Here is a 22,582-nt window from a genome sequence, read left to right on the forward strand (position 1 = left end):
TCTTCGGCCCGGGTCTGCGCGTCCACGTAGCGCCAACCGCCGCTGATGGCCACCAGGGTGTCGCGCACGCCAGCGTCCGGAACAAAGACCCCGCCGGACGCCGCAAACGAGACCCAGCGGCCCAAGCCGCGTGAGGCCTGCATGCCGTCAAGCGTGCCCGACTGGTAGATCAGCCGCTTGTGCAGGTTGCTCTCCACCAGCAGGCCAAAGGACGCCAGCGCGGTGTTCGGATACACCAGGTCCGGGTTATCGCTGGGCAGCTTCCTGCGCATGTCGTAGCGCAGCTTCAGGCCGCCAAGGCCCGCGTCAAGGTCGACGTCGTAGCTGCTTGAACCGATCAACGGGTAGATCGGGTCTCCCACTCCGAACAGGCTTGCCTTCTTGCCGGGGCAGGAAGGGGGCTTGTCGTGATAAATAGTTGGGCCAGGCACGCACAGAACGGCATGCGAATCGGGAACTAGATCCGAGGTCGACTGATACCCATCCCGACAGTTTGAGCTATAATCAAGCAATCGCGGGGTATATCCATACTCATGCGGGAAATTGGGGCAGTAGCTTGTGATCGAAACATATGGCCACGGGAGAGGGTCCCCCGCTGCGGCAAACTGAAGCATCGACGTTAGACGGCCATCGTTTATCCGTTCGCCATCCTCGCCTGTAAACAGGTTACAGTTAGTTTTCGTATCGATATCAAAGACTCCAGCCACGGGAGCCGGATTGTCTGTTGGAATGCACGCCCTAGTTCCGCCATACTGAACACAATCCGAAACCCAATAGGCAAACGAGTTATTCGATAGAAACAACGCAACACCAAAAGCGACCGCGGCTGAGATATTTTCAAAGGGGAATTTCGGACCGGATTTCAAATATTTCGTCGGGCATTCCCTACGCAAATAGTTTCCAATAAGCTGCGCCAATGCAACTTGCAGTGGCATGCGCCTTCGTCGAGGCGACAGATGCGTAAAACCGTTTGCAACGCGCCCGCCACGCCACTGACTTGCTGACTCAACATTGGCTTTATTTGTCATTGGATTCCTCCGCATGTGATTGTTGGGGCGGCTCATTGCAGGCCCGAGACGCTCTGCAGGCGGCCCAGTGCGTCGTAGCGTCGCGTGACCGTTCGCACCAGCGTGCGGGTGGCCAGGTCGGTGCCCTTGCAGTCGCTCTCGGTTGTCCGGTTGCCAACGTTGTCGAGCTCATAGTGTTCGCTGTTGCCGTCCAACCCCTTGCCATGGCTTGGCTCACCTAGCGTGGCCCTTGCTGTGCCATATGAACCGCGCTGCTCCTCGCGCTCCAATATGCCAGCCCAATATCCATGCGCTTCGGAAGCATCTCGCTGGCGTTGGAACATGGACAAAGAGTCATCGGCTCGATGCCTCGCATTCATCAGACACCTCATTGGCCCTTCCCAGAGCCAATGCAGATTGCGTCCGAGCGGTGATGGTTCTCATGTCGCGAACCATGCTCGCGCAGCCTTGGACGAAGCTCTGCTCCGTCTTGCTGCGCACCGCACACCCCTCCCTGCGAAGACCCTTATTGTTCGTTGGTGTCGGTGGCTATTCGAGCAGACTTCGCGGCGGGAATCAACCGCCAACTTTGACAAGATCACGGCCGACTCTCGAGACGCGACAATGCGTGTTCGCGCAGGAACCGGGCGTGATGGGCAATCCGCTCAGGCGAACTCGGCCATCAGCTCACAGGCCGCGTCATACAGCACGAGATCGTCGGCATTGCTGGCTTCCAGCAGGGCGTAGACCTCATCGCCCAGGGTCTCGCGCAGCTGCGCCAGGCGGGCGGCCAGATCCAGGTCGGCGCCGCGTGAGCTGTTTTCCATCACCGAGAAGCTGCGGAATTCGGGAAAGGCCGGCGCAATCAGCTGGGTCAGCTGCGCCATCGAGGCATCGAAGTGCTCGACGATGCCGACGAAGGGCAGGCGCTGAAGCGCGGCCACCGCGCGCTCGCGCTCACTGCCAGCCTCCGCGGCATACATCGGGGCCAGGCGGGCCGTCTGGAAATTGCGGCATTGGCGGTCCTGCGGCATGGTCAGCCGGGTCCGGATGTAGCCGGCCAGCGAGGTGCTTTGGGCCAGCGCGGCGCCAAAGCCGTGGTCGCCCAGCTGCTTGCGCTCGAAGCTGTAGGCCGACGCAATGCGGTCCAGCGGATGGCGCAGGAAGACCAGCGGAAAGACCTGCAGGCCGGGCTGCCGAGGCGGCGGCAGTAGCGCGGTGTGCGAAGAAAAGGCCAGCGCGTCGGGTGACGCTTCCAGCCAGTCCTGCACTTCCTGCGCATGCTCTTCTGCCGGCCTGTCCTCGAACTCGCGGGTCAGCCAGCGGCTGCCGAAGTTCTCGTGCAGGACCTTGTCAAGCGAGGTGCCTGCGTTCTTGAACAGGTGGTAGTGAAACAGGACCAGGCGGGGGCGCATACAGCGGGCAAACCTTCCCTCAAAGGCAATGGAATGCCGGATGCGCTGCGTTGTGCTGCCGGCCGGCAGGCGCTCCTCTCACGGCGCCACCTGCGTCCGGATCTTCAACGGGGTTCCCGTCTGCAGGCGAAGCCGAACTTGTATGCCGAGCATACCCGTCGGAAACCTGTCCGTTACGACGCCAAGCCGACAGATACCTTCTGTTTCAGCTGGATTGCGGGTTTACCGCCTCAGGCCCTTCCCGCTTGACTTTCGTCCGACGCTGGCACGGGTGCCGCAGGGGCTTCATCGACGGCTTCAGGGCCGCCTTCGGCAGCGGCGGCTGCCACCCCGCGCCGGCCGCGTTCGGTGGCGGCCTGGTGCAGCAGCAGGTCGTCGGTGTTGGCGGCGATCAGCTGGTCGTAGACCTCGTCGCCCAGTTCAGCCTGCAGCTCGGAAACCCGTTGCGCCAGGCTGCGGCTCACGCCGCGGCTGACGTTGGCAGCCACCTGGGCGCCGCGGAAATCCGGAAAGTCCAGCTGCAGCAGCGCGGCCAGCTTGTCCATCGAGACATCGAAGTCTTCGACCACGCCGACAAACGGCAGCGTGCGCACCGCCTTCAGCGAGCGCTCCAGCTCGCTGCCCTGTTCGTGGGCGAACATGCGCGAGAAGCGCGAAGCCTGGAAGTTGCGGCACTGGCGGTCGCGCGGCATCGACAGTCGCACCTCGCAATAGCCGCCCAGCGTGGTGTGACGCGCCAGCACCGAGCCAAAGCCCTTGCCGCCCTGCTTGCGCTCGAAGCTGTAGGCCGAGGCCACGCGGTCGATCGGGTGGCGCACGAAGATCAGCGGCACGATCTTGACGCCCGGCATCTCGGGCGGCGGCAACTCCATGGTGTGCGAGGAAAACGCCACCGCGTCGGGGTTGGCCTTGATCCACTGCGCGACTTCCTGCGCATGCGTTGCGGCATTCGCCCTGGCCTCGAATTCGCGCGTGACCCAGCGCGTGCCGAAGTTCTGCTTCAGCACCTGGTCCAGCGAAGTGCCGGCGTTCTTGAACAGGTGGTAGTGGAGGATGACGGTGCGGGACATGGCGCAAAAGGAAAACAGGAGCTCAGGCAGGAATGGCCAGCGCGGCCTGGATGGCGTGGTCGACCGCATCGTTGCTGTAGGCGGTGCTCATCATCGCCTGGCCCGCCTTGGCAGCCGCCGCCACCCGGTCCGGCTGGCTGTGCAGCAGCACGATCAGCCGCGCGAGGCCGGCAGCGTCTTCGGCCACCAGGCCTCGCAGGTTGGGCGTCAGCAGCACGCCTTCGGCGGCAGTCGGTGTCATCACACAGGGCACGCCGGCGGCAAACGCCTCCAGCACCTTGCCCTTGACACCGGCACCGTAGCGCAGTGGCGCAACCGAGATCAGGGCCGACTCGTAGACCTCGGCCACGTCTGGCACATAGCCGACTGCCTGCACGCGCGGGCCGGCCAGCTGCTTGACCTCGTCGGGCATGTTGCTGCCGACCAGCACGCAGGGCACGTCCGGCAGCGTCTGCCAGACCAGCGGCATGATCTCGCGCACCAGCCACAGCGCGGCGTCCACGTTGGGCGTGTGGCGGTAGCCGCCAACGAAGACCACGCCGCGGCGCTGGGCCGCCGGCGTCTGCACCGGTCGCAGCGGGTAGGCCCAGGGCACGACGTACACCGGCGCGCCGGGCAAGGCCTCGGCCAGCACTTCCTGTTCGGTGGCCGAATGCACGATGGTTGCGTCCACCGCAGCAATGGCCGCCAGCTCCTGCCGCTTGACGGCCTCGGCCTTGAAGGCCAGCGCGCTGTCGCAGGTGATCTGCGACTCGCGCTCCATGCGCAGGTAGTGCAGGTCGGCCACGTTGTAGAGCACCCGGGCCAGCGGCTGGTGGCGGCGGATCAGGCCGGTGTACTTGGTGCCGTTGTTGAAGCGGTGCAGGTAGACCAGGTCGATCGGCGCGGTGTTCTTGCGGAAGAACTCCTCCACGCTCCAGTAGTGCGGGTGGTACAGGCACTCCACACCCAGCGACTGCAGGGCCTCGGTATAGGGCGCGATGCGGGCCAGGTTGTCGGCCGGGATGAAGGTGACCTTGTAGCCCAGGCGCAGCAGCGACTTGATGTGCTGGATCGCGGCGTTCGAGCCGGCATCCTGGTCCGGCGTGGGCACGCTGTCGTCGATGAAGGCCGCGCGCTTCTTCACCGTGCGCTCGCACTCCAGCTCGGGCTGCTGGCCGTTGAAACGGTGCGTGGCCAGCACGGCTTTCCAGCGGTCGTAGAACTTGCGGTGGTTGACGGCCTGGAAGCGCTTCATGCCGCTGCCGGTCACGCTGGTGCCCGAGGTCTGGCCTTCCAGGTGGACGATGATCGAGGCTGGCTGCACGACGACACGCCTGCCCGCCTGGCGCACGCGGAAGCACAGGTCGGTGTCCTCGTAATAGGCCGGTGCGAAGTGCAGGTCGAAGCCGCCCAGTTCATTGAACAGCGCGGCCGGAATCATCAGCGCGGCGCCGGAGACGTAATCCGCGTCGCGCAGGTAGGAAAAGCGCGGCTCGTCCGGGTTGGCATTGCGGCCCCAGTTCCAGCCGTCACCCATGCGCCAGATGATGCCGCCGACTTCCTGCAGCGTGCCGTCGCCGAACAGCAGCTTGGAACCGGCAATGCCGACATCCGGCACATCGCGGAAGGTGCGCGTCAGCGTGTCCAGCCAGCCAGGGTGCACCAGCGTGTCGTTGTTCAGGAAGAACAGGTACTCGCCGCGGGCCAGCTCGGCGCCGCGGTTGCAACCCTTGACGAAGCCGAGATTGGTCTCATTGCGCACCACGCGCACCGTGCCGCCGAAGACCAGCGGCGCCAGCAGCGTCTCGTCCTTCGAGCAGTCATCCACCACGATGACTTCGAAGCTGTCTTCCGGCAGGTGCTGCTGGATCGAGCGGATGCAGTCGTAGGTCAGCTGGAACTTGCCGTAGACCGGGATGATGACCGAGACCTTGGGCTTTTCGAAGCTGGGCAGCAGCACGGCAGGGTAGCGCTGCGACATGGCCAGCTGGGTGGCGCCCATCCACTGCGCCGGCGCGGCCTGGTCCAGCAGTTCGCCCAGCACGCCCAGGTCCGGGCCCTGGCCAAGGGACTGGCCCAGTTCCAGCTGACGGCTGGTGACCACGCCCATCTGCTCGGCCAGCAGCGCCAGCGCGAAGCTCAGGTCCTCGGGCGTGCGGGCCACCGCGACCTCGGCCTGCATCAGCTGCTCGATGTAGATGCGGGTGCTGCGATCCAGCGCACCTCCGTCGCGCTCCAGCACCCGTGGCGAGCCGCTGAGGTCGCTGCCGTCGGACAGCCGGCGCACGCGCAGCGTGTGGCGGGCCAGCGGCAGGATGGTCGGGCCGAAGTTGAACGAGAAGCCGTGCCGGCCATTGCCCATGCCCAGCTTCTGCAGGTCGGGCCGGTAGAGCTCGGCCTGCACCACGGCCAGCTGGGTGTCGCCGTCCAGCACCTCGATCTGCACCGGCTCGTCGGGGCAGTCAGGGTTCCAGACCCAGCCGCTGATGTGGTTGAAGCTGATCGCGTCGACGATGCCCAGCCCGTGCTGGGCGGCCACGGCATGCGGTGCAACGGTGGGAGAGGTGCTCATTGAAAGCCGTGTTCAGGAAATGAAGGGCAGCCGCAGCCTGGTGCCGGCTGCCGGTGTCAGCCGAGCTGCAAGGTGATGCTTTGCATCGCCACGCCCAGGCGGCGCCGGTCCTCGCCCAGTTCCAGCTGCTCGGGCGAGGCCGACAGCGGCATCGTCAGCACCAGCACGTTGTGGCGCGGCTCCAGCCAGCTGTGGCGGATCGGCATGGCGACATCGAAGTTGTCGGCCGCGTCGAACATGCCGCAGTACAGGCCGTTCAGGTGCACCCAGACCTGCTGGCGCGGCAGCTTGCCGTTGCCCAGGAAGGGGATGCCCGTCAGCTGCAGCGTGATCGGCGAGGTGGTGGCCTGGGCGGTGAATTCGAGCTTGGCCTCCAGCGCCTGCGTCCAGCTCAGCGAGGCATTGCCTTCGTCCAGCGACCAGCCGCTGAGCGCGTAGTCGCGCACATTGCCTTCGCTGCCGAAGCGGATGGGTTCGTTGAAGCGCAGCAGTTTCATGTCGAGTCCTTCTTGACTACAGATCCCTCAGCGACCCCGCCGCGGCGTCCTTGCCGGAGAGCTGCGGCGGGCCGCCGACATCGGGCCAGGCGATCGCCAGGTCCGGGTCGTCCCAGCGCACCGCGCCCTCGGCCTGCGGGGCGTAATAGTCGGTGGTCTTGTACAGAAAGTCGGCCGTTTCGCTCAGCACCAGAAAGCCGTGCGCCAAGCCTGGCGGCACCCACATCTGGCGGTGGTTCTCGGCATTCAGCTCGGCGCCAACCCAGCGGCCGAAGGTCGGGCTGCCCTTGCGGATGTCGACCGCCACGTCGAACACCGCGCCGGCCGCCGCGCGCACCAGCTTGCCCTGGGCGTGCGGGGCGTGCTGGAAGTGCAGGCCACGGAGCACGCCGCGTGCCGAGCGCGAATGGTTGTCCTGCACGAAGCTGAAACCGCCGCCTGTGGCGTCGTCGAAGACCTTCTGGTTGAAGCTCTCGTAGAAGAAGCCGCGGCTGTCGCCGAACACCCTGGGTTCGAAGATCAACACGCCTTCGATTTCGGTCTGGATGACCTTCATGCTCAAAACACCTTGTCGGTCATGATTTGCTGCAAATACTTGCCGTAGCCGCTCTTGGCCAGCGGCGCGGCCAGCGCGGCAAGCTGTTCATCGCTGATCCAGCCATTGCGCCAGCAGATCTCCTCCGGGCAGCAGGCCTTCAGGCCCTGACGCTTTTCCAGCGTCTGCACAAAGGCGCTGGCTTCCAGCAGGCTGTCGTGGGTGCCGGTGTCCAGCCAGGCGTCGCCGCGGCCAAACAGCTGCACGTCCAGCTGGCCGGCTTCCAGGTAGCGCCGGTTCAGGTCGGTGATCTCCAGCTCGCCGCGCGGGCTGGGTGCCAAGGCCTTGGCATGGTCCACCACCTGCTTGTCGTAGAAGTACAGCCCGGTGACGGCGTAGCGGCTCTTGGGCTGCAGCGGCTTTTCTTCCAGGCTGATGGCGCGGCCCTGGTCGTCGAACTCGACCACGCCGTAGCGCTCGGGGTCGGTCACCGGATAGGCGAACACCGTGGCGCCGTCTTCGCGCGCCGAAGCGGCTTCCAGGCGGCGGCCCAGGTCATGGCCGTAGAAGATGTTGTCGCCCAGCACCAGCGCGCTGGGCGCGCCGGCCAGGAACTGCTCACCGATCAGGAAGGCCTGGGCCAGGCCGTCCGGGCTGGGCTGCACGGCGTACTGGATGTTCAGGCCCCAGCGGCTGCCGTCGCCCAGCAGCTGCTCGAAGCGCGGCGTGTCCTGCGGCGTGCTGATCAGCAGGATCTCGCGGATGCCGGCCAGCAGCAGTGCGCTCAAGGGGTAATACACCATCGGCTTGTCGTACACCGGGATCAGCTGCTTGCTGATCGCCAGCGTGGCGGGGTGCAGCCGGGTGCCGCTGCCGCCGGCCAGGATGATGCCTTTGCGTTGTTGCTTCATGGGAAGAGCCCTGTGAGGTGGGCAAAAGGAACAGAGGGGGCCGGCGCAAGAGGGCTGGCTTTTCAATCCAGTCGATGGTAGCGGCGAAACCAGGCCACGAACCGGGCAATGCCCTCGGCCAGCGGAGTCGCGGGACGCTCGCCAGTCCATTCGGTCAAGGACGTCACATCCGCATGCGTGGCCACCACGTCGCCCGGCTGCATCGGCAGGTAGACCTTGTTCGCCTCTCGGCCCAGCGCGGCCTCGATGGTGGCGATGAACTCGCCCAGCGGCACCGGGTCCTGGTTGCCGATGTTGAACACGCGGTACGGCGCCTTGCTGCGGCCCGGGTGCGGCGCCATCGCATCGAACGCCGGGTCGGGCTCTGCCGGGCGGTCCAGCACCGCCACCACGCCGCGCACGATGTCGTCGATGTAGGTGAAGTCGCGCTGCAGCTGGCCCTGGTTGAAGACCTGGATCGGCCGGCCTTCGAGGATGGCCTTGGTGAAGCTGAAGTAGGCCATGTCCGGCCGGCCCCAGGGCCCGTAGACGGTGAAGAAGCGCAGCCCGGTGGTCGGCAGCCCGTAGAGGTGGCTGTAGGTGTGGGCCATCAGCTCGTTGGCCTTCTTGGTCGCCGCGTAAAGGCTGACGGGGTGGTCCACCTCATCGGCTTCCGAGAACGGCGTCTTCAGGTTGCCGCCGTAGACGCTGGAGCTGCTGGCATAGACCAGGTGCGCGACAGGGTGCTGGCGGCAGGCCTCCAGCATGTTCAGGAAGCCGACCAGGTTGGCCTCGCCGTAGGCGTGCGGATGCGTGATGGAGTAGCGCACCCCCGCCTGCGCGGCCAGGTGCACCACGCGATCGAAACGCTCGCCGGCGAACAGCGCCATCAACTCGTCGCGGTCGGCAATGTCCAGCTGCTGGAAGCGGAAGCCGGGCAGCGGCGTGAGCAAGGCCAGCCGGTCACGCTTCAGCTGCACCGCGTAGTAGTCGTTCAGGTTGTCTATGCCGACCACCGCATCGCCACGCGCCAGCAGCGCCTGCGCGACGTGCATGCCGATGAAACCGGCCGCGCCGGTCACCAGGACTTTCATGCCGCCGGCTTGACGGCGGCGGGCCGGCCGATGGCCTCGTAATCCAGCCCGAACTCGCGCACCAGCGCCGGCTCGTAGAGGTTGCGGCCGTCGAAGATCACCGGCGTCTTCAGCGCGGCCTTCAGGCCTTCGAAGTCCGGGCTGCGGAATTCCTTCCACTCTGTGACGATGAGTAGCGCCTCGGCGCCGGCGGCGGCCTGCATCGGCCCGCTGGCATAGGCAATGCGGGGCTCGTCGCCGAAGATGCGCCTGGCCTCGTCCATCGCCACCGGGTCGTAGACACTGACCGTGGCGCCCCGCGCCAGCAGCTCGGCGATCACCACGCGGCTGGTCGCCTCGCGCATGTCGTCGGTCTGCGGCTTGAAGGCCAGGCCCCAGATGGCAAAGCGCTTGCCGTTCAAGTCGGCGCCGAAACGGGCCACGACCTTGTCGACCAGCACCCGCTTCTGCGCGTCGTTCGCGTCTTCCACCGCCTGCAGCACCTTCAGGCCCTGGCCCTGGTCGGCAGCGGTGCGGATCAGGGCCTTCACGTCCTTGGGGAAACACGAGCCGCCATAGCCTGCACCGGCATAGAGGAAGTGGTAGCCGATGCGCGGGTCCGAGCCAATGCCTTGCCGCACCAGTTCGATGTCCGCGCCCATCTTCTCGGCCAGCAGCGCCAGCTCGTTCATGAACGAGATGCGGGTGGCCAGCATCGCGTTGGCGGCGTACTTGGTCAGTTCGGCCGAACGCAGGTCCATCACGACCAGCTTGTCGCGCGTGCGCTGGAACGGCGCGTACAGCGCACGCATCAAGTTAACGGCGCGCTCGTCCTCGGCACCAACGACGATGCGGTCCGGCCGCATGAAGTCTTCCACCGCGGCGCCTTCCTTCAGGAACTCCGGGTTGGATGCGACCGAAAACGCCAGGTCCAGGCCGCGCCTGGCGAGTTCATCGGCAATGGCGGCCTTGACCTTGTCGGCCGTGCCCACCGGCACCGTGCTCTTGTCGACCACCAGCTTGTAGTCGGTCGCGAGGCGCCCGATGTTGCGCGCGGCCGCCAGCACGTACTGCAGGTCGGCCGAGCCGTCCTCGTCCGGCGGCGTGCCCACGGCGATGAACTGGATCGTGCCGTGTGACACCGCGGCGGGGATGTCGGTCGTGAACTGCAGCCGGCCGGCGGCGGCATTGCGTCGCACCACCTCGTCCAGCCCCGGCTCGTGGATGGGAATGCCGCCACTGTTGAGGATCTCGATCTTGCGGGCGTCCACATCCAGGCACATCACGTGATTGCCCATGTCGGCCAGGCAGGCCCCGGTCACCAGGCCCACATAGCCGGTGCCAACGACGGTTACTTTCATGGAATTCTCCTTGGGGCCTCAGGGCGAAACCGGAATTGTCGCGCAGCGTTTTCGGGCCACTGCACTGGCGACGGCACCGGCAGGGGCAATGCGGGCATCAGTGAGGCACTGCGTAGCGGGCAATGTCGTCTGCGTACAGCGCGCTCAAGCGCTCGCGGGCCAGCGGCGTCAGCAATTGACGCGGCCAGGGGCCGAACTTGGCATGCGCAGCGGTCAGCTCCACACGGTCGGCCGGCCGCCCGTCATCCACCCGGTTCGGCACGCGCGTGCTCTGCAGTTCATGCAGCCAGCGCAGCGCGGCAAAGTCGGTCACCGGCATGCCCTGGCGGCGCTCGAAGGCATTCAACTCGGTGTAAAGATCCTGCTGACTGACGTTGATCAGCACATCGGGCGCACGCATCCGCTCCAGCGCATGGCACTGGCGTCGATGGTGGCCATCACAGCGATCCAAGTCTTCCAGCACCAGGAAGTCAATGAACTGCTGGAACGACAGGCCCTGCGCCGCGATGTCGCGCCCCAATCGGGCGCGGATCTGGGCGCGGGCATAGCCAGTGCCCAGTGCATGGCGGAAGCTGGAAACGGCGCGCTCCAGCGGGTCGCGCACCAAGCGCAGCACCGTCAGTTGCTCGGGTGGGAGGCGCCGCGTCGCACGCTGGGCGTCGCTCTGCATGAGTTCGTGGATGCGGTACTGGTGCGGCCATTCATGGTACGCACGCGCCTGCTCGGCCAGGCCCAGCGTGTGCAGGAACCAGATCACCGCGCTGGAGCAGGCTGACTTCGGCGAGAACAGCAACACAAAACGGTGCTCGGGATGGATCAGCGCCGGCTCACTGCTGTTGCAGGCCTGGCGCCAGGCCCGCTGGCCGGGCGACAGCGGCACGGCGTCTGCGGCAGCCAGGGAGCGCACAGCCTGGCCTCCGGCCTGCGGGATGAAGCGCCAGCCTTGCCCCGGCGGCCCCACGCGCCGGAAGCGACCCAGAGCCGGCACCTGCACCGGCTCATCGACCGCGTCGGGCTGAGCAAGCAAGCCTTCCCGCAACTCACGCAGCGCGGCGCGCACCAGCCGCTGCGCCGTGCCCGCTGGCAGCCCGGCCAACGCCTCGGGTTCGCTGGCCTGGATGCGTGCCAGCAGGTCTTCCAGTGTCATGATTCAGACCTCCGGCATGCGCCATTCGCCCAGCAGCTGACCGGTTTCGGCCACTGCAACGCGCACGCTGTCGCCCGGCTGCAGCGGCTTGGCGAACCGGTGCTCGAAGCCGACACAGCCTTCTCGCGGCGCATTCAGCAGGCGCAGCCGGGCCAGGTGTTGCGTGGCCAGCAGGTTCACCACCGGTTGGCTGTTGCGCTGCAGCTCAAGCGCCACCGGCCGCGTTTGTTCGGCCCAAAACGCGAAGCCGGACACCTGCTGCGCCGAGCATTCGCTGACAGCGCCGTTGGCAAAGGGCTGGCCGGCATCCAGGATTGCAAGCCGGCTGTCCAGCAGGCGGTTGGCGCGTGCGTAGAGCTGGCGCTCATCGCGCAACAGCGCGTCCACCTGCGCAGCCTGGCCAGGCGGGAGTTCGTAGAGCGGCTGCGTGACGCTTTCGCGCTGCGGGTTCTGGTTCAGCTGCTGCGGCTGCAGGTCCAACCCCAGGCTGGCGTTGAGCACCCGCAGGCTGTCGTCGTAGCGCTCGGTGATGCCGATCACGCCCAGCGCCTCCAGCGGCACGTTGGTCAACATGCGAGCCTGCAGGCCCGCACCTTGCGGCCGGCGCATGAATTCCTCGAAGGGCCGCGGCGTCTGCTCGCGGTTGATGTGCGCATGGTGCGACAGCAGCTGCGCCAGCGGCTCGCGCAGGAAGCTGACGATGCGCGTGGCCGGGAACAGCGGTGCATAACGCGGCAGCGGCACATGGCCAGCCAGCATCGCCACCTGGTCCTGCTGCAGCCGCTCGCGCAGACGGAACAGGTCATTGGCCTGGTGCGACAGCTCGGCCACACGCGCGGTGGTGTGCGGGTTGCCGACGCCATAGTCGAACTCGCAACCGTCTTCACCAAAGGCCTGCAGCGCCGCCTGGGTCAGACTGGTGCCGGCCGTCTTCGGCACGTGCACGAACAGCCACGGCGCCACCTTGCGCTCGCTCACGCCAGGATCTCGGCCAGCATGCGATCCACGCCCACCTGCCAGCGCGGCAGGCGCAGGCCGAAGGCGGTTTGCAGCTTGGTGGTGTCCAGCCGCGAGTTCAGCGGACGGGGCGCGGGCAACGGAAATTCCTGGGTGGGGATGGCCAGCACTTGGTCCGGCGCGACACGGATCGCCTTGCCATGCCGTCGCGCCCATTCGATGACGTGCGCGGCATAGCCATGCCAGCTGGTTTCGCCGCTGGCGCACAGGTGGTACAGGCCGGGCAGATCGGGCTGGTGTGCCAGCCGGCGCAAGGCATGGGCGCTGATGTCGGCCAGCAGCTCGGCACCGGTTGGCGCGCCAACCTGATCAGCCACCACCTTCAGCTGATCGCGCTCGGCAGCCAGCCGCAGCATGGTCTTGGCGAAGTTGCCGCCGCGCGCGGCGTAGACCCAGCTGGTGCGGAAGATCAGGTGGCGGCAGCCGCTGGCCTGGATGGCCTGTTCGCCGGCCAGCTTGGTGGCGCCGTAGACGCTGAGCGGACCGGTCGCCGAGGTTTCGTCCCGCGGCTGGTCGCCGCTGCCGTCGAAGACGTAATCGGTGCTGTAGTGGACCAGTGTGGCGCCCAGCGCTAGCGCCAGCTCGGCCAGCTGGGCCGGCGCCTGGGCATTCAGCCGACTGGCCAGCGCGGGTTCGCTCTCGGCCTTGTCGACGGCAGTGTGTGCGGCGGCATTGACGATCACGTCGGGCCTGAGTTCACGCACCGTGGCAGCCAAGGCATCGGCATCTGCAAGGTCGCCGCCTTGATGGCGGTCGCGCAGGTGCAGTTCGCCCAATGGCGCCAAAGCGCGTTGCAGCTCCCAGCCAACCTGGCCGTTCGGCCCCAGCAGCAAGATGCGGTTCATTCGCTGCGTCCGGTGTAGTTGGTCGCCAGCCAGTCGCGGTAGCTGCCACTTTGCACCTGCGCCACCCATTCGGGGTGATCCAGGTACCACTGCACCGTCTTGCGAATGCCGGTGTCGAAGGTTTCGGCCGGTCGCCAGCCGAGTTCACGTTCGATCTTGCGGGCGTCGATGGCGTAGCGGCGGTCGTGGCCGGGGCGGTCGGTGACGTAGGTGATCAGGCGGCTGTAGGGGCCGGCCGGGTCGGGACGCAGCTCGTCGAGCAGCGCGCAGACGGTCTTCACGATGTCGAGGTTGGCCTTCTCGTTCCATCCGCCAATGTTGTAGGTCTCACCCAGCCTGCCGCCGGCCAGCACCGCGCGGATGCCCGAGCAGTGGTCTTCGACGTACAGCCAGTCGCGGATCTGCTGGCCGTCGCCATAGACGGGCAGCGGCTTGCCGGCCAGTGCGTTGACGATCATCAGCGGGATCAGCTTCTCGGGGAAGTGATAGGGGCCGTAGTTGTTCGAGCAGTTGGTCGTGACCACCGGCAGGCCGTAGGTGTGGTGCCAGGCGCGCACCAGGTGGTCGCTGGCGGCCTTGCTGGCCGAGTACGGGCTGTTGGGCTCGTAGGCGTTCGTCTCGGCAAACGGCGGGTCGCTGGGCTTGAGGGAACCGTAGACCTCGTCGGTGCTGACGTGGTGGAAACGGAAAGCCGCCTTCTCGTCGCCCTGCAGGCTGCTCCAGTGGGCACGCGCGGCTTCCAGCAGCGTGAAGGTGCCGTCAACATTGGTCTTCATGAACGCGCCGGGGCCGTGGATGGAGCGGTCCACATGGCTCTCCGCGGCGAAATGCACGATGGCCCGCGGCCGGTGCGAGGCCAGCAGCTGGTCCATCAAGGCACGGTCGCAGATGTCGCCCTGCACAAAGGTGTGGCGCGCATCGCCTTGCAGCGAGGCCAGGTTGGCCAGGTTGCCGGCGTAGGTCAGCGCGTCCAGGTTGAGCACTGGCTCCTGGCTTTGTGCCAGCCAGGTGAGGACGAAATTGCTGCCGATGAAGCCGGCGCCGCCGGTCACAAGAATCATGGAATCTCCCGTTGCATGCTGCGAGTGCGCCCAGCCGGCGCCGCCCCGCGTCAGACCGCGATTGTCGCCAGAAACCGGTGGCCGACGCGACAATGCCACCGTGCCTGCCCCGCAAGACCTCACACCGCCTGCCATTCGTTTCCAGCGCTACACCGCGGCCGACGCCGCGCGCTGGAATGCCACCGTGGCCGCCAGCCCGACACAGAGCTTCCTGTTCGACCGCGGCTACATGGAGTACCACGCCGAGCGTTTCGACGAACACTCGCTGCTGGCCTGGCAGGGCGAGACGCTGCTGGCACTGCTGCCGGCGCACCGCGTGGGCGAACGGCTCGTCAGCCACGGGGGCCTGAGCTACGGCGGCTGGCTGCTGGCGCGGCCGCTGGGTGCCGCCAAGGTGCTGGCGCTGATGCAGGCGCTGCAGCGCTGGCTGCCCTCGCAAGGCATTTCGTCCCTGCTCTACAAGACCCTGCCGCACATCTACCAGCGCCAGCCCAGCGAGGCCGACCGCTACGCGCTGTTCCGCTGTGGCGCCGAACGGGTGCGCTGCGACGTGATGAGCGCGATTGGCCCGACCGCCGCGCACTGGCCCAAGGCCCAGCGCCGGCAGATCACGCAGGCGATGCGCCAGCGGCCCGAGCTGAGCTTTGACGCGCTGCGCGGCGGCGAAGGCACCGGCTGGACCGAGTTCTGGGCGGTGCTGCAGGCCGAGCTGCAGGCCCGTCACGCCAGCCGGCCCACGCACAACGAGGCCGAACTGCGGCTGCTGGCCAGCCGTTTCCCTGCGGAGATCAGCCTGCAGCTGGCGCGCTGGTCAGGCGTGGTCTGCGCCGGGCTGGTGATGTTCGAGACCGCCACGGTCTGCCACCTGCAGTACATGGCGGCCGATGCGCAATCCCGGCGCTGCGCGGCGCTGGATCAGCTGGTGGAACGTGCCATCGTGCACGCACAGACACGTGGCAAGTGGTTCGACTTCGGCCATTCGAACGAAGATGGCGGATGGGTGCTGAACGAAGGCCTGGCTTTCTACAAGGAAAGCTTCGGCGCCACTGCGGTGGTGCACGAGCACTACCTGCTAACCTGCCCTGCGCCCCCCGAAACACACAACGGAGACTGATGCTTTGGCCCATGTGGACGACTGCCGCTTGGTGCAAATCCGCACCATCCACGACGAGCGGGGCTCCATCTCGTTTGCCGAAACCGGCGTCGACTTCGACTTCCCCATCCTGCGCGCCTATTGGACCTATGGCGTGCCGCCGGGCGCCTCGCGCGCCGGCCACGCCCACCTGCAGTTGCACCAGCTCTACGTGGCCGTCACGGGGGCCTTCGACGTCTCGATGGACGACGGCACGCACCAGCGCACCGTGCGCCTGACCCACCCCGGCGAAGGCCTGCTGATGACGCCCGGCATCTGGCGCGAGCTGCACCACTTCACGCCTGGCGCCGGCCTGCTGGTGCTGGCCTCGGCCTTGTTCGACGAGGCCGACTACATCCGCGAGCACGCGGACTTCATGCGCTGGGTGAACCGCTAGCGGCCGGAGCCGTCTCTTTCGGCGGGCCCAGTTCGCGCGCCGCCGCCATCAGCTCCTGCAGCCACACGGGCCGCGGCTGCGGATGCGGTTGCCACCAGGCCTGGTGCAAATGATTCACCAGCTTGCGCGCCTGGTGCACCGTGGCCTGCGGCTGCATCAGCTGTTCGCGCAGCGCGTCCCCACCTGGAAAGCTCAAGCCATGTTCGACGCAGAGCGCATCAATGCGCCAGGCCAGGTGCTGCAGCAGCGAGGGCCCGTGCGTCAGCGCCGCAGCGCAGTCGCCGCAGGCCTCGTGCGTCAGGCCGGCGGCCAGGTCTTCCCGGAACTGCCAGTAGCCAGCGCCGTTGTACAGGTCCAGCATGGACTGCTTGTCCATGTCGTGCAGGTCGTAGCGCGCGGCCAGCTCGGTGTTGGCCGCCTCGCTCATGTAGCAGCACAGCGTCGTGTGCCAGGCGGCCCCCATCTTGCGGATGCCGGGCGCCTGGGTCCACGGATACTGGCACTGGCGCACATGCGGCAGCGTCAGCTCGCCATCCGGCGAGCGGCGCCGCACGCCCACGCCGAGCTTGGCGACTTTCTCCTCGAAGGCCAGCGAAGGGCCGGCCTGCGGTTCGGTCGATTTTTCCTCCTCTTTCGGGCGCGGATACAGCCCGTCGGACGCCGCCACTTCCAGCCCCAGCTCGCGCCCCAGCGCCACCGCCTCGTCCACCCAGCGGGTGCGCTCGGCCGGGTCCATGTGGTCCAGGTGCAGGTGGCCGATGGCGTCGCGGATCGGCGCGATGTTCATCTCCATCGGCTGCGCGTAGACGGAGTTCACGCCCCAGGACTTGCCCAGGCGCACGACCTCTGGAAGCTGGTGCAGATTCATCGCGCAGGCAGTGAAGCAGAGCTGGATCTCTGCTGGCCGGCCGGTCTGGTCGCGCAGCGCAACCACGTCCTTGACTGTCTGCACAAAGCGTTCGAACGAGGCGCCCACGCGCACCGCCTCGAAGACCTCGGCAGTGGCACCATCGATCGACAGGCCGATGCTGTCCAGCCGCGCATAAGCGTCGCGGTACTTGCCGCGCACGGGAATCGTGCCGTTGGACACCACCGAGACAACGGCCTTGGGATGCAGCTCGTGGCAGATGTCGATCACCTCGCTCAGTTGCGGGTGCAGCAGCGGCTCGCCGCTGGTCAGGTCGATCTCGCTGAAGCTGGCCTGGCCGGCGCTGGCGCTGAGCAGCCGCCGCACATCGGCCGGCGCCAGGTATTCCTTGCGGAAGCCGGTGATGACGTCGTCGCAGCCGATGCAGCGCAGGTTGCAGTTTTCGCTGACCGGCAGCCAGAAGATTTCCGGATGCAGCCGCAGATGACCTGCCCGGCCGGCCGCGATGTTGCCGGCCACGGCCTGCTGGAAGGCCGCGGCAAACAGCGGGTCCACGGCCTCGGCCTGGTGCTTGCGCTGGGGCGCTTCCGGCAGGGGTGCTGCGGCGGCTGCATCCATGGGACTTGCTCAGCGCTTGCGTGCCACCAGGCAGATCTCGGCTGCCTGGTCCGGGAACTGGCGGCCCAGCTCGATCAGGCCTTGCAGCCCGGCCTGGCCCAGCTGCGGCATCAGCGGCGCCATCTGCGCATGCGTGAACGGCTTGAAGAGATAGCCCTCGAAGCCGGCTTCCTCCAGGCCCAGCCCCAGCACCAGCGCGCGCAGCTCGGCCGCGCCATAGACCATGGGCTGGCCCAGCAGGCGGTTGCGCTCGCCCAGCGTGTTGGCCGCCGGGATCAGCCCGATCTGCACCGCCAGCAACCGGTGGAACGAACCGGCATTCGGCACGCTGACCAGCAGGTGGCCGCCCGGCCTCAGCAGCGCCAGCGCGGCGCGCAGCAAGGCCTCAGGCTCGGCAGTTTCGTGGATCACGCCGGACACCAGCACTAGGTCGACTTCCGGTGTGCCGCCGCGCAGTGCGGCCAGCGTCCGCAGCGACTGGGCCGCGTTTTCGATGTAGTCCTGCACCACGCTGATGCGGTCGTCGCGCGCCGCGGCGCCGCGCGCCACCTCGGCCCAGCGCGCGGCGGGTTCAACCACGGCCCAGCGGCTGTCGGCCGGCTGCGTGGCCAGCCAATCGGGCGCCAGCAGCAGCGGGCCGCAACCCACTTCCAGCACCTGGCGCGGCTGCAGCCTGTCCAGCCAGCGGCGGTTGCATTGCTGGCGCGCCAGCAGGCAGACCGACTCGAAGTCGGCCGCCGCGGCGTCCATTTGCGCGTCGTGACGGCTGGCGTATTCGTCGGCGTCCAGCGGTTTGCCAAGCGGTTGAGTCATGCCTGCCCCTCGCCCCGCGAATACGCCGGCCGATCCCCCAAGGGGATGCGGGCCGGCTTGGGAGCGGCCCGGCGCTCGGCTCGCGGAAGGCCTGTCGTCTTCCAACCGTTCATCGCAGCGCCTCCGCCACACGGCGCACCGCTTCGACCACCTGCTCGACCTGGCCGTCGCTGAGGTGCGGGCCGATCGGCAGGCTCAGCACCTCGTCGCAAATCTGGTCGCTGAGGCTTCGCGTGGCTGGCGCCATCGCTGCAAACGGCGGGAACCGGTACACGGGTTTCGGGTAGTGGATCAAGGTTTCGATGCCTTCGGCCGCCAGGGCGGCCTGCAGCGCGTCGCGCCGGGCGCAGCGCAGCACGTAGAGGTGCCAGACCGGTTCGTTGCCGGCGGCAACCTGCGGCGTCTCAATGCCCGGCAGATCGGCCAGGCGCTGCTGGTAGAACGCGGCAATCTCGCGACGGCGCTGGTTGTGCGCCGGCAGCTTCTGCAGCCGGATGCGCAGCCAGGCGGCCTGCAGTTCATCGAGCCGGCTGTTCACGCCAACCGATGCGTGCTGGTAGCGCGCCAGGCTGCCGTAGTTGCGCCGTTCGCGCAGCGCCTGGGCAAGTGCCGGGTCGCGGGTCACGACGGCACCTGCGTCGCCGAAGGCACCGAGGTTCTTGCCGGGGTAGAAGCTGAAGCCGGCCAAGGCGCCGAAGCTGCCGGCCGGGCGGCCGTCGTGCAGCGCACCGTGGGCCTGCGCGGCGTCCTCGATCAGCAGCAGGCCGCGCTGGGCACACAAGGCCGCGATGGCCGCCGGGTCTGCCGGCTCGCCGTAGAGGTGCACCGGCATCACCGCGCGGGTGCGCGGCGTGATCGCAGCGGCCAGGCCTTCTGCGTCGACATTGAAGCTGCCGCCAGCCGGCTCGACCGGAACCGGCGTGGCGCCGCTTTGCTGCACCGCCAGCCAGGTGGCGATGAAGGTGTGCGCCGGCACCAGCACTTCGTCGCCCGCACCAATGCCGGCAACCTGCAGCGACAGCGTCAGCGCGTCCAGCCCGTTGCCCACGCCAACGGCATGCGGTGTACCGCAAAAGGCCGCGAACTCGGCTTCGAACGCGGCCAGCTCCGGGCCGAGGATCCATCGGCCACTGTCCATCACGCGGCGATAGGCGGCGTCGTAGGCTTCGGCGTCCTGCTGGTAGATCGCACGCAGGTCGAGAAAAGGGATCATGTCAGCCCCTCGTCCGACGGGTACGTCGGCCGGTCCCCCGAGGGGAGCGCGGGCCGGCTTGGGGCGGCCCGGCGCTCGGCCCGCCACGCGTCCACAGCGGTGCTCATGCGCCGGCCACCCAGGCCAGCTCGCGCTGCGTGAGTTCCAGCGACACGCTGAACGGCGCCGCGACGACACGTGTGCGATCAAAGCCAGGCAGGTTGTGGCCGAGCAGCCAGCGGTGTTGCTGGCCGCGCTGGACCGAGATGTCGACAAAGGTCGGCAAGTTGACTTCTTCCTTGAAGATGGACAGCACGCGGGTGCCGGGCTGGCACCAGCTGAGGTTGGTGTAGGCAGCACCGGGCGGGCCGGCGATGCCACGTGCGTTGGCAAACAAGCGCACCTGCTCCAGCAGGCTCAGCGTTTCCGGCGCCAGCAGCTCGAAGCCCAGCGCCTTGGCCTGCGCCATGATGGTTTCTTCGTGGACCAGCGGCCGACGGTGCGCGCTCAGGCGCGAAATGTAAAGCAGGCGCTGCGGCGCTGGCGGCTGGTCAGGGTCCAGCCCGGCTGCGCGCCACAGGTGGCGGCACAGGTCGTCCATCAGCGGGCGGCAGGCGTACTCCAGCGGCGAGAGCAGCAGCGCATCGGCCAGTTGCAGGGTCTCGCCGTCGGCGTATTCGACCAGTTGCTCCGGGCGCACGCCGATGTCCTGCAGCGAGCTGCGCATCCAGCCCGAGAGCTCGCGCGGCATCAGCAGTGGGCGCCGGTCCAGCCAGCCTTCAGCCTGCAGCCAGCGCACGCGCGACAGGATCAGCACCATCCAGTGGTAGTAGTTACGGTGGTAGGTGGCGTCCAGGTTGGCCAGCACCAGCACCGGCTCGGTGATGCGGCGGGTCTCGCCCGAGGGCTGCAGCGAACAGGCCAGGCGGCCACGGTTGAGCACCTGCAGGTGCTCGTAGGGGTAGTCGCCCATCGACAGGTGCCAGGGCTCGGGCAGCAGCATGCCGCCCTCGCGGGCGATCAGCAGGTACGAATTGCGCACCCGCAGCTCGCGCAGGGCCACCAGCGACAGCCGGGTGGCCACGGTGGCGTGCGGGAAGCGTTGCACCACGCCATCGGCCCGCACCGATTCGAAGTGGCCGGGCACCGCGGGCGCTTCCAGCACGCGCTGCTCGGCCGCGCCTTCGGCCGCCAGCCATGCGGGCCATGGCCTCAGCCTTTGCAGCTCGGCTTCGCGGCCCCAGCGCAGACCGGCCCTCAGTTCGGCCGCCGTGGCCAGGTCGCCCTCGGCCAGTGCGCAGCGTTCGCGCAAGGCCTGCAGGTAGGCCTCGGCCATCGTGCCAATGCGCTCGGCCAGCCGGTTCACGCTGGCCAGCGCGTCGGCCGGCCGGTCTTGCGACAGCGCGCCTTCGCAGCGCAAGCGCAGCAGCTCGATCAGCTGTCGCAAGCGCCCGCCGCCGCCGTGCAGCGGCGCCGGCCCGCGCAGCACATGGTCGGCCAATGCCACCAGGTGGCCACACAAGGCCTCTTGCAGCGCCAGGTAGCGCAACGGGTCGACCCGGCCGTACGCCGGCTCGAATTCGAACGGGAAGCTCTGCTGCCACATCGCGGCACTGGCGTGGGCCCGCTCCAGCAGGCGCAGCTGGCGCACGGCCACCAGCACATCGCCGACCAGCTGCGGCGGCAACGCGGCCAGCACCTGCGCAAAGGCCGGCAGGCTGGCGGCGCAGCGGCTGGCCCAGGCCTCTCGGCTGAGCGCGGGGTTGTGGAACGGGTCTTCGCCCAGCAGCGCGACCAGGCCGGCCAGCGCTTGCTGCAGCACCGGCGTCACGCCTTCGTCGAACAGCGGCGACTCGGGCGCGGCCTGGGTGTTCGGGTCATGCCTCGCCTGCAACTGGGCCAGGCGCAACTGGTCCAGGCTGCTGAGTGGCGCAACCGCCTCGATGCGGCGGTACCAGTCCATCGCCTGCGCTTCGGCGCCGGCCTGGGCCAGCTGGGAGGCGAACCAGCTGCAGGCCGCGTGGTAGCCGGGCAGGCCGGGGTCCATCGGCTCGAAGAAGGGCAACAGCGCCAACTCGTCCAGGCCGTCCAGCAGCGCACGCTTGGCTCGCTCCAGCGCCAGCACCGGGTGGCGTGGCAGCCTTGACGCGGCCAGCGCCAGCAGCGCTTCGGCGTCCTGCGCGGCGTCGAACTGGGCCAGCCGGCCCAGCATGTCGACCAGCATCGGCACGCAGATCGTGGGCAGCTGCGGGCGCCGGCAGAGCAACTCGCTGAGCTGGCGCAGCACCGGCAGGTCCAGCGTGCACAGGGCGATCACGGCCAGGTCGCGGTGCAGCAGCCAGTGCGGGGGCGGCGCGTCAGGGTCTGCGGCAGCGGGAGGGGGCGTCTCGGCCAGACGCGCCAGCAGCTTCGGCAGCAGGCGCGGCAGCCAGGCCTGGGCCCAGTGCAGCGTGTCCAGCGATTCGGCACCGCGCGCCACGGCAGCGATGCCGCCGGCCAGCTCCGCAGGCCAGTCGGCCATGGGCGGGTCCACCTGCCCGGCCGGCACGCTGGCCAGCCAGGTGCCCAGGTGTTCGACCAGGGCCTGGCAAGCCTGCAGGCGCTGCAGCCGCTTGAGCATGCGCAGCAGCACCAGCGCCGCGGCGGGCTGCTCGCCCGCTCGCCAGGCCTGCGCATGCGGCGTGACCTGCTGGTCCAGCCATTCGGTGTGCTGCAGTTCCCCGGCGCAGCGCAGCGCCTGTGGGTACAGGCCGTGCGCGCGGCGTTGGTCCTCGCTCAGGCCCACCCAGGCCAGCGCCAGCACTTCGAGGAAGGCCTGGCACCAGTGGGCTTCGGGGTGCGGCTTGCCGCGCAGCGGTCCGCCGTTGAGCGCATGCGCCAGGCGCATCCAGACCGGCGGCGCGGGCTTGGGCACCTGCAGGCGCTGCAGCAGCTCCAGGCCGCCCGGGAAGTCCTTGGGCGCGATGGCACCGGACTGCCTCAGGGCCACCTTCAGCGCGGGTGGCAGCGCCTCGGGCAGCCAGGCCGGGTCCGTCAGCGGCAGGCCAGGTTCGGCAGGATCGGCCAGTGACATGCGGCGCGGGCTCTCCA

20 protein-coding genes are annotated in these 22,582 nt (G+C 68.1%); 2 read left to right on the forward strand and 18 right to left on the reverse strand.

Annotation, left to right across the window (positions count from 1 at the left end):
- From LRH25_RS04675 to rfbB, 14 genes are all read right to left on the reverse strand, one after another.
- A partial coding sequence (locus LRH25_RS04675) for a hypothetical protein (RefSeq protein WP_231010268.1) occupies window positions 1-935 on the reverse strand: 935 nt, incomplete at its 3' end.
- A gap of 125 nt (window positions 936-1,060) precedes the next feature.
- Window positions 1,061-1,222, reverse strand: coding sequence for a hypothetical protein (locus LRH25_RS04680; RefSeq protein WP_170200843.1), 162 nt, complete (start codon window positions 1,220-1,222; stop codon window positions 1,061-1,063).
- Between the two features lie 450 nt (window positions 1,223-1,672).
- On the reverse strand, window positions 1,673-2,422 hold the full coding sequence (locus LRH25_RS04685) for a sulfotransferase family 2 domain-containing protein (RefSeq protein ID WP_141287504.1): 750 nt from the start codon (window positions 2,420-2,422) through the stop codon (window positions 1,673-1,675).
- A gap of 230 nt (window positions 2,423-2,652) precedes the next feature.
- Complete coding sequence (locus tag LRH25_RS04690; protein WP_141287503.1) at window positions 2,653-3,492, reverse strand: sulfotransferase family 2 domain-containing protein; 840 nt, start codon at window positions 3,490-3,492, stop codon at window positions 2,653-2,655.
- A 22-nt stretch (window positions 3,493-3,514) separates the two neighbouring features.
- A complete protein-coding gene (locus LRH25_RS04695; RefSeq protein ID WP_141287502.1) occupies window positions 3,515-6,046 on the reverse strand; it encodes a glycosyltransferase in 2,532 nt (843 codons plus the stop codon).
- Between the two features lie 56 nt (window positions 6,047-6,102).
- Complete coding sequence (locus LRH25_RS04700) at window positions 6,103-6,543, reverse strand: hypothetical protein (RefSeq protein WP_141287501.1); 441 nt, start codon at window positions 6,541-6,543, stop codon at window positions 6,103-6,105.
- Between the two features lie 16 nt (window positions 6,544-6,559).
- Entirely contained in the window at window positions 6,560-7,099 is a 540-nt protein-coding gene (gene rfbC / locus LRH25_RS04705) for a dTDP-4-dehydrorhamnose 3,5-epimerase (protein WP_141287500.1), read from the reverse strand.
- Window positions 7,100-7,101: 2 nt separating this feature from the next.
- The gene (rfbA, locus tag LRH25_RS04710; protein ID WP_141287499.1) at window positions 7,102-7,989 is read right to left on the reverse strand and encodes a glucose-1-phosphate thymidylyltransferase RfbA; all 888 of its coding nucleotides are present in this window, start codon (window positions 7,987-7,989) and stop codon (window positions 7,102-7,104) included.
- 62 nt (window positions 7,990-8,051) lie between these two features.
- Window positions 8,052-9,062, reverse strand: coding sequence for an NAD-dependent epimerase (locus LRH25_RS04715; protein ID WP_141287498.1), 1,011 nt, complete (start codon window positions 9,060-9,062; stop codon window positions 8,052-8,054).
- Complete coding sequence (locus LRH25_RS04720; RefSeq protein WP_141287497.1) at window positions 9,059-10,402, reverse strand: UDP-glucose dehydrogenase family protein; 1,344 nt, start codon at window positions 10,400-10,402, stop codon at window positions 9,059-9,061. Before LRH25_RS04720 ends, LRH25_RS04715 begins: the two co-directional genes overlap by 4 nt.
- A gap of 97 nt (window positions 10,403-10,499) precedes the next feature.
- Window positions 10,500-11,549: a sulfotransferase family 2 domain-containing protein gene (locus LRH25_RS04725; protein ID WP_231010269.1), complete on the reverse strand. Its 1,050-nt coding sequence runs from the start codon at window positions 11,547-11,549 to the stop codon at window positions 10,500-10,502.
- 3 nt (window positions 11,550-11,552) lie between these two features.
- Window positions 11,553-12,527, reverse strand: a complete 975-nt coding sequence (locus LRH25_RS04730) for a hypothetical protein (RefSeq protein WP_141290313.1) — start codon at window positions 12,525-12,527, stop codon at window positions 11,553-11,555.
- Window positions 12,524-13,411 (reverse strand): dTDP-4-dehydrorhamnose reductase, encoded by an 888-nt coding sequence (gene rfbD / locus LRH25_RS04735; protein ID WP_141290312.1) that lies wholly within the window; start codon window positions 13,409-13,411, stop codon window positions 12,524-12,526. The genes LRH25_RS04730 and rfbD overlap by 4 nt, the downstream gene beginning before the upstream one ends.
- Complete coding sequence (gene rfbB / locus LRH25_RS04740) at window positions 13,408-14,472, reverse strand: dTDP-glucose 4,6-dehydratase (RefSeq protein WP_141290311.1); 1,065 nt, start codon at window positions 14,470-14,472, stop codon at window positions 13,408-13,410. Before rfbB ends, rfbD begins: the two co-directional genes overlap by 4 nt.
- Window positions 14,473-14,572: 100 nt before the next feature.
- On the opposite strand from rfbB, the gene LRH25_RS32975 reads away from it, so the two are divergent.
- Both LRH25_RS32975 and LRH25_RS04750 read left to right on the forward strand, forming a co-directional pair.
- Complete coding sequence (locus LRH25_RS32975) at window positions 14,573-15,586, forward strand: GNAT family N-acetyltransferase (RefSeq protein WP_231010270.1); 1,014 nt, start codon at window positions 14,573-14,575, stop codon at window positions 15,584-15,586.
- A 13-nt stretch (window positions 15,587-15,599) separates the two neighbouring features.
- The gene (locus LRH25_RS04750; protein WP_231010704.1) at window positions 15,600-16,001 is read left to right on the forward strand and encodes a sugar 3,4-ketoisomerase; all 402 of its coding nucleotides are present in this window, start codon (window positions 15,600-15,602) and stop codon (window positions 15,999-16,001) included.
- On the opposite strand, the gene LRH25_RS04755 is transcribed toward LRH25_RS04750, so the two are convergent.
- From LRH25_RS04755 to LRH25_RS04770, 4 genes are all read right to left on the reverse strand, one after another.
- Entirely contained in the window at window positions 15,979-17,487 is a 1,509-nt protein-coding gene (locus LRH25_RS04755; RefSeq protein ID WP_141290847.1) for a radical SAM/SPASM domain-containing protein, read from the reverse strand. The genes LRH25_RS04750 and LRH25_RS04755 overlap by 23 nt on opposite strands.
- A gap of 9 nt (window positions 17,488-17,496) precedes the next feature.
- Entirely contained in the window at window positions 17,497-18,300 is an 804-nt protein-coding gene (locus LRH25_RS04760; RefSeq protein ID WP_231010271.1) for a class I SAM-dependent methyltransferase, read from the reverse strand.
- A gap of 109 nt (window positions 18,301-18,409) precedes the next feature.
- Complete coding sequence (locus LRH25_RS04765; RefSeq protein WP_231010272.1) at window positions 18,410-19,513, reverse strand: DegT/DnrJ/EryC1/StrS family aminotransferase; 1,104 nt, start codon at window positions 19,511-19,513, stop codon at window positions 18,410-18,412.
- Between the two features lie 103 nt (window positions 19,514-19,616).
- A complete protein-coding gene (locus LRH25_RS04770) occupies window positions 19,617-22,565 on the reverse strand; it encodes a glycosyltransferase family 61 protein (protein ID WP_231010273.1) in 2,949 nt (982 codons plus the stop codon).
- Between the last annotated feature and the right edge of the window lie 17 nt (window positions 22,566-22,582).

Origin of the sequence: Ideonella azotifigens (assembly GCF_021043325.1) — a bacterium.
Lineage (GTDB): Bacteria > Pseudomonadota > Gammaproteobacteria > Burkholderiales > Burkholderiaceae_C > Ideonella > Ideonella azotifigens.

Coding starts and splice junctions, on each gene's coding strand:
- LRH25_RS04725 (WP_231010269.1), bottom strand. CDS start 11,549: ATGACACTGGAAGACCTGCTGGCACGCATCCAGGCCAGCGAACCCGAG.
- rfbD (WP_141290312.1), bottom strand. CDS start 13,411: ATGAACCGCATCTTGCTGCTGGGGCCGAACGGCCAGGTTGGCTGGGAG.
- LRH25_RS04715 (WP_141287498.1), bottom strand. CDS start 9,062: ATGAAAGTCCTGGTGACCGGCGCGGCCGGTTTCATCGGCATGCACGTC.
- LRH25_RS04760 (WP_231010271.1), bottom strand. CDS start 18,300: ATGACTCAACCGCTTGGCAAACCGCTGGACGCCGACGAATACGCCAGC.
- LRH25_RS04685 (WP_141287504.1), bottom strand. CDS start 2,422: ATGCGCCCCCGCCTGGTCCTGTTTCACTACCACCTGTTCAAGAACGCA.
- LRH25_RS04700 (WP_141287501.1), bottom strand. CDS start 6,543: ATGAAACTGCTGCGCTTCAACGAACCCATCCGCTTCGGCAGCGAAGGC.
- LRH25_RS04720 (WP_141287497.1), bottom strand. CDS start 10,402: ATGAAAGTAACCGTCGTTGGCACCGGCTATGTGGGCCTGGTGACCGGG.
- rfbC (WP_141287500.1), bottom strand. CDS start 7,099: ATGAAGGTCATCCAGACCGAAATCGAAGGCGTGTTGATCTTCGAACCC.
- LRH25_RS04755 (WP_141290847.1), bottom strand. CDS start 17,487: ATGGATGCAGCCGCCGCAGCACCCCTGCCGGAAGCGCCCCAGCGCAAG.
- rfbB (WP_141290311.1), bottom strand. CDS start 14,472: ATGATTCTTGTGACCGGCGGCGCCGGCTTCATCGGCAGCAATTTCGTC.
- LRH25_RS04770 (WP_231010273.1), bottom strand. CDS start 22,565: ATGTCACTGGCCGATCCTGCCGAACCTGGCCTGCCGCTGACGGACCCG.
- LRH25_RS04690 (WP_141287503.1), bottom strand. CDS start 3,492: ATGTCCCGCACCGTCATCCTCCACTACCACCTGTTCAAGAACGCCGGC.
- LRH25_RS04765 (WP_231010272.1), bottom strand. CDS start 19,513: ATGATCCCTTTTCTCGACCTGCGTGCGATCTACCAGCAGGACGCCGAA.
- LRH25_RS04695 (WP_141287502.1), bottom strand. CDS start 6,046: ATGAGCACCTCTCCCACCGTTGCACCGCATGCCGTGGCCGCCCAGCAC.
- rfbA (WP_141287499.1), bottom strand. CDS start 7,989: ATGAAGCAACAACGCAAAGGCATCATCCTGGCCGGCGGCAGCGGCACC.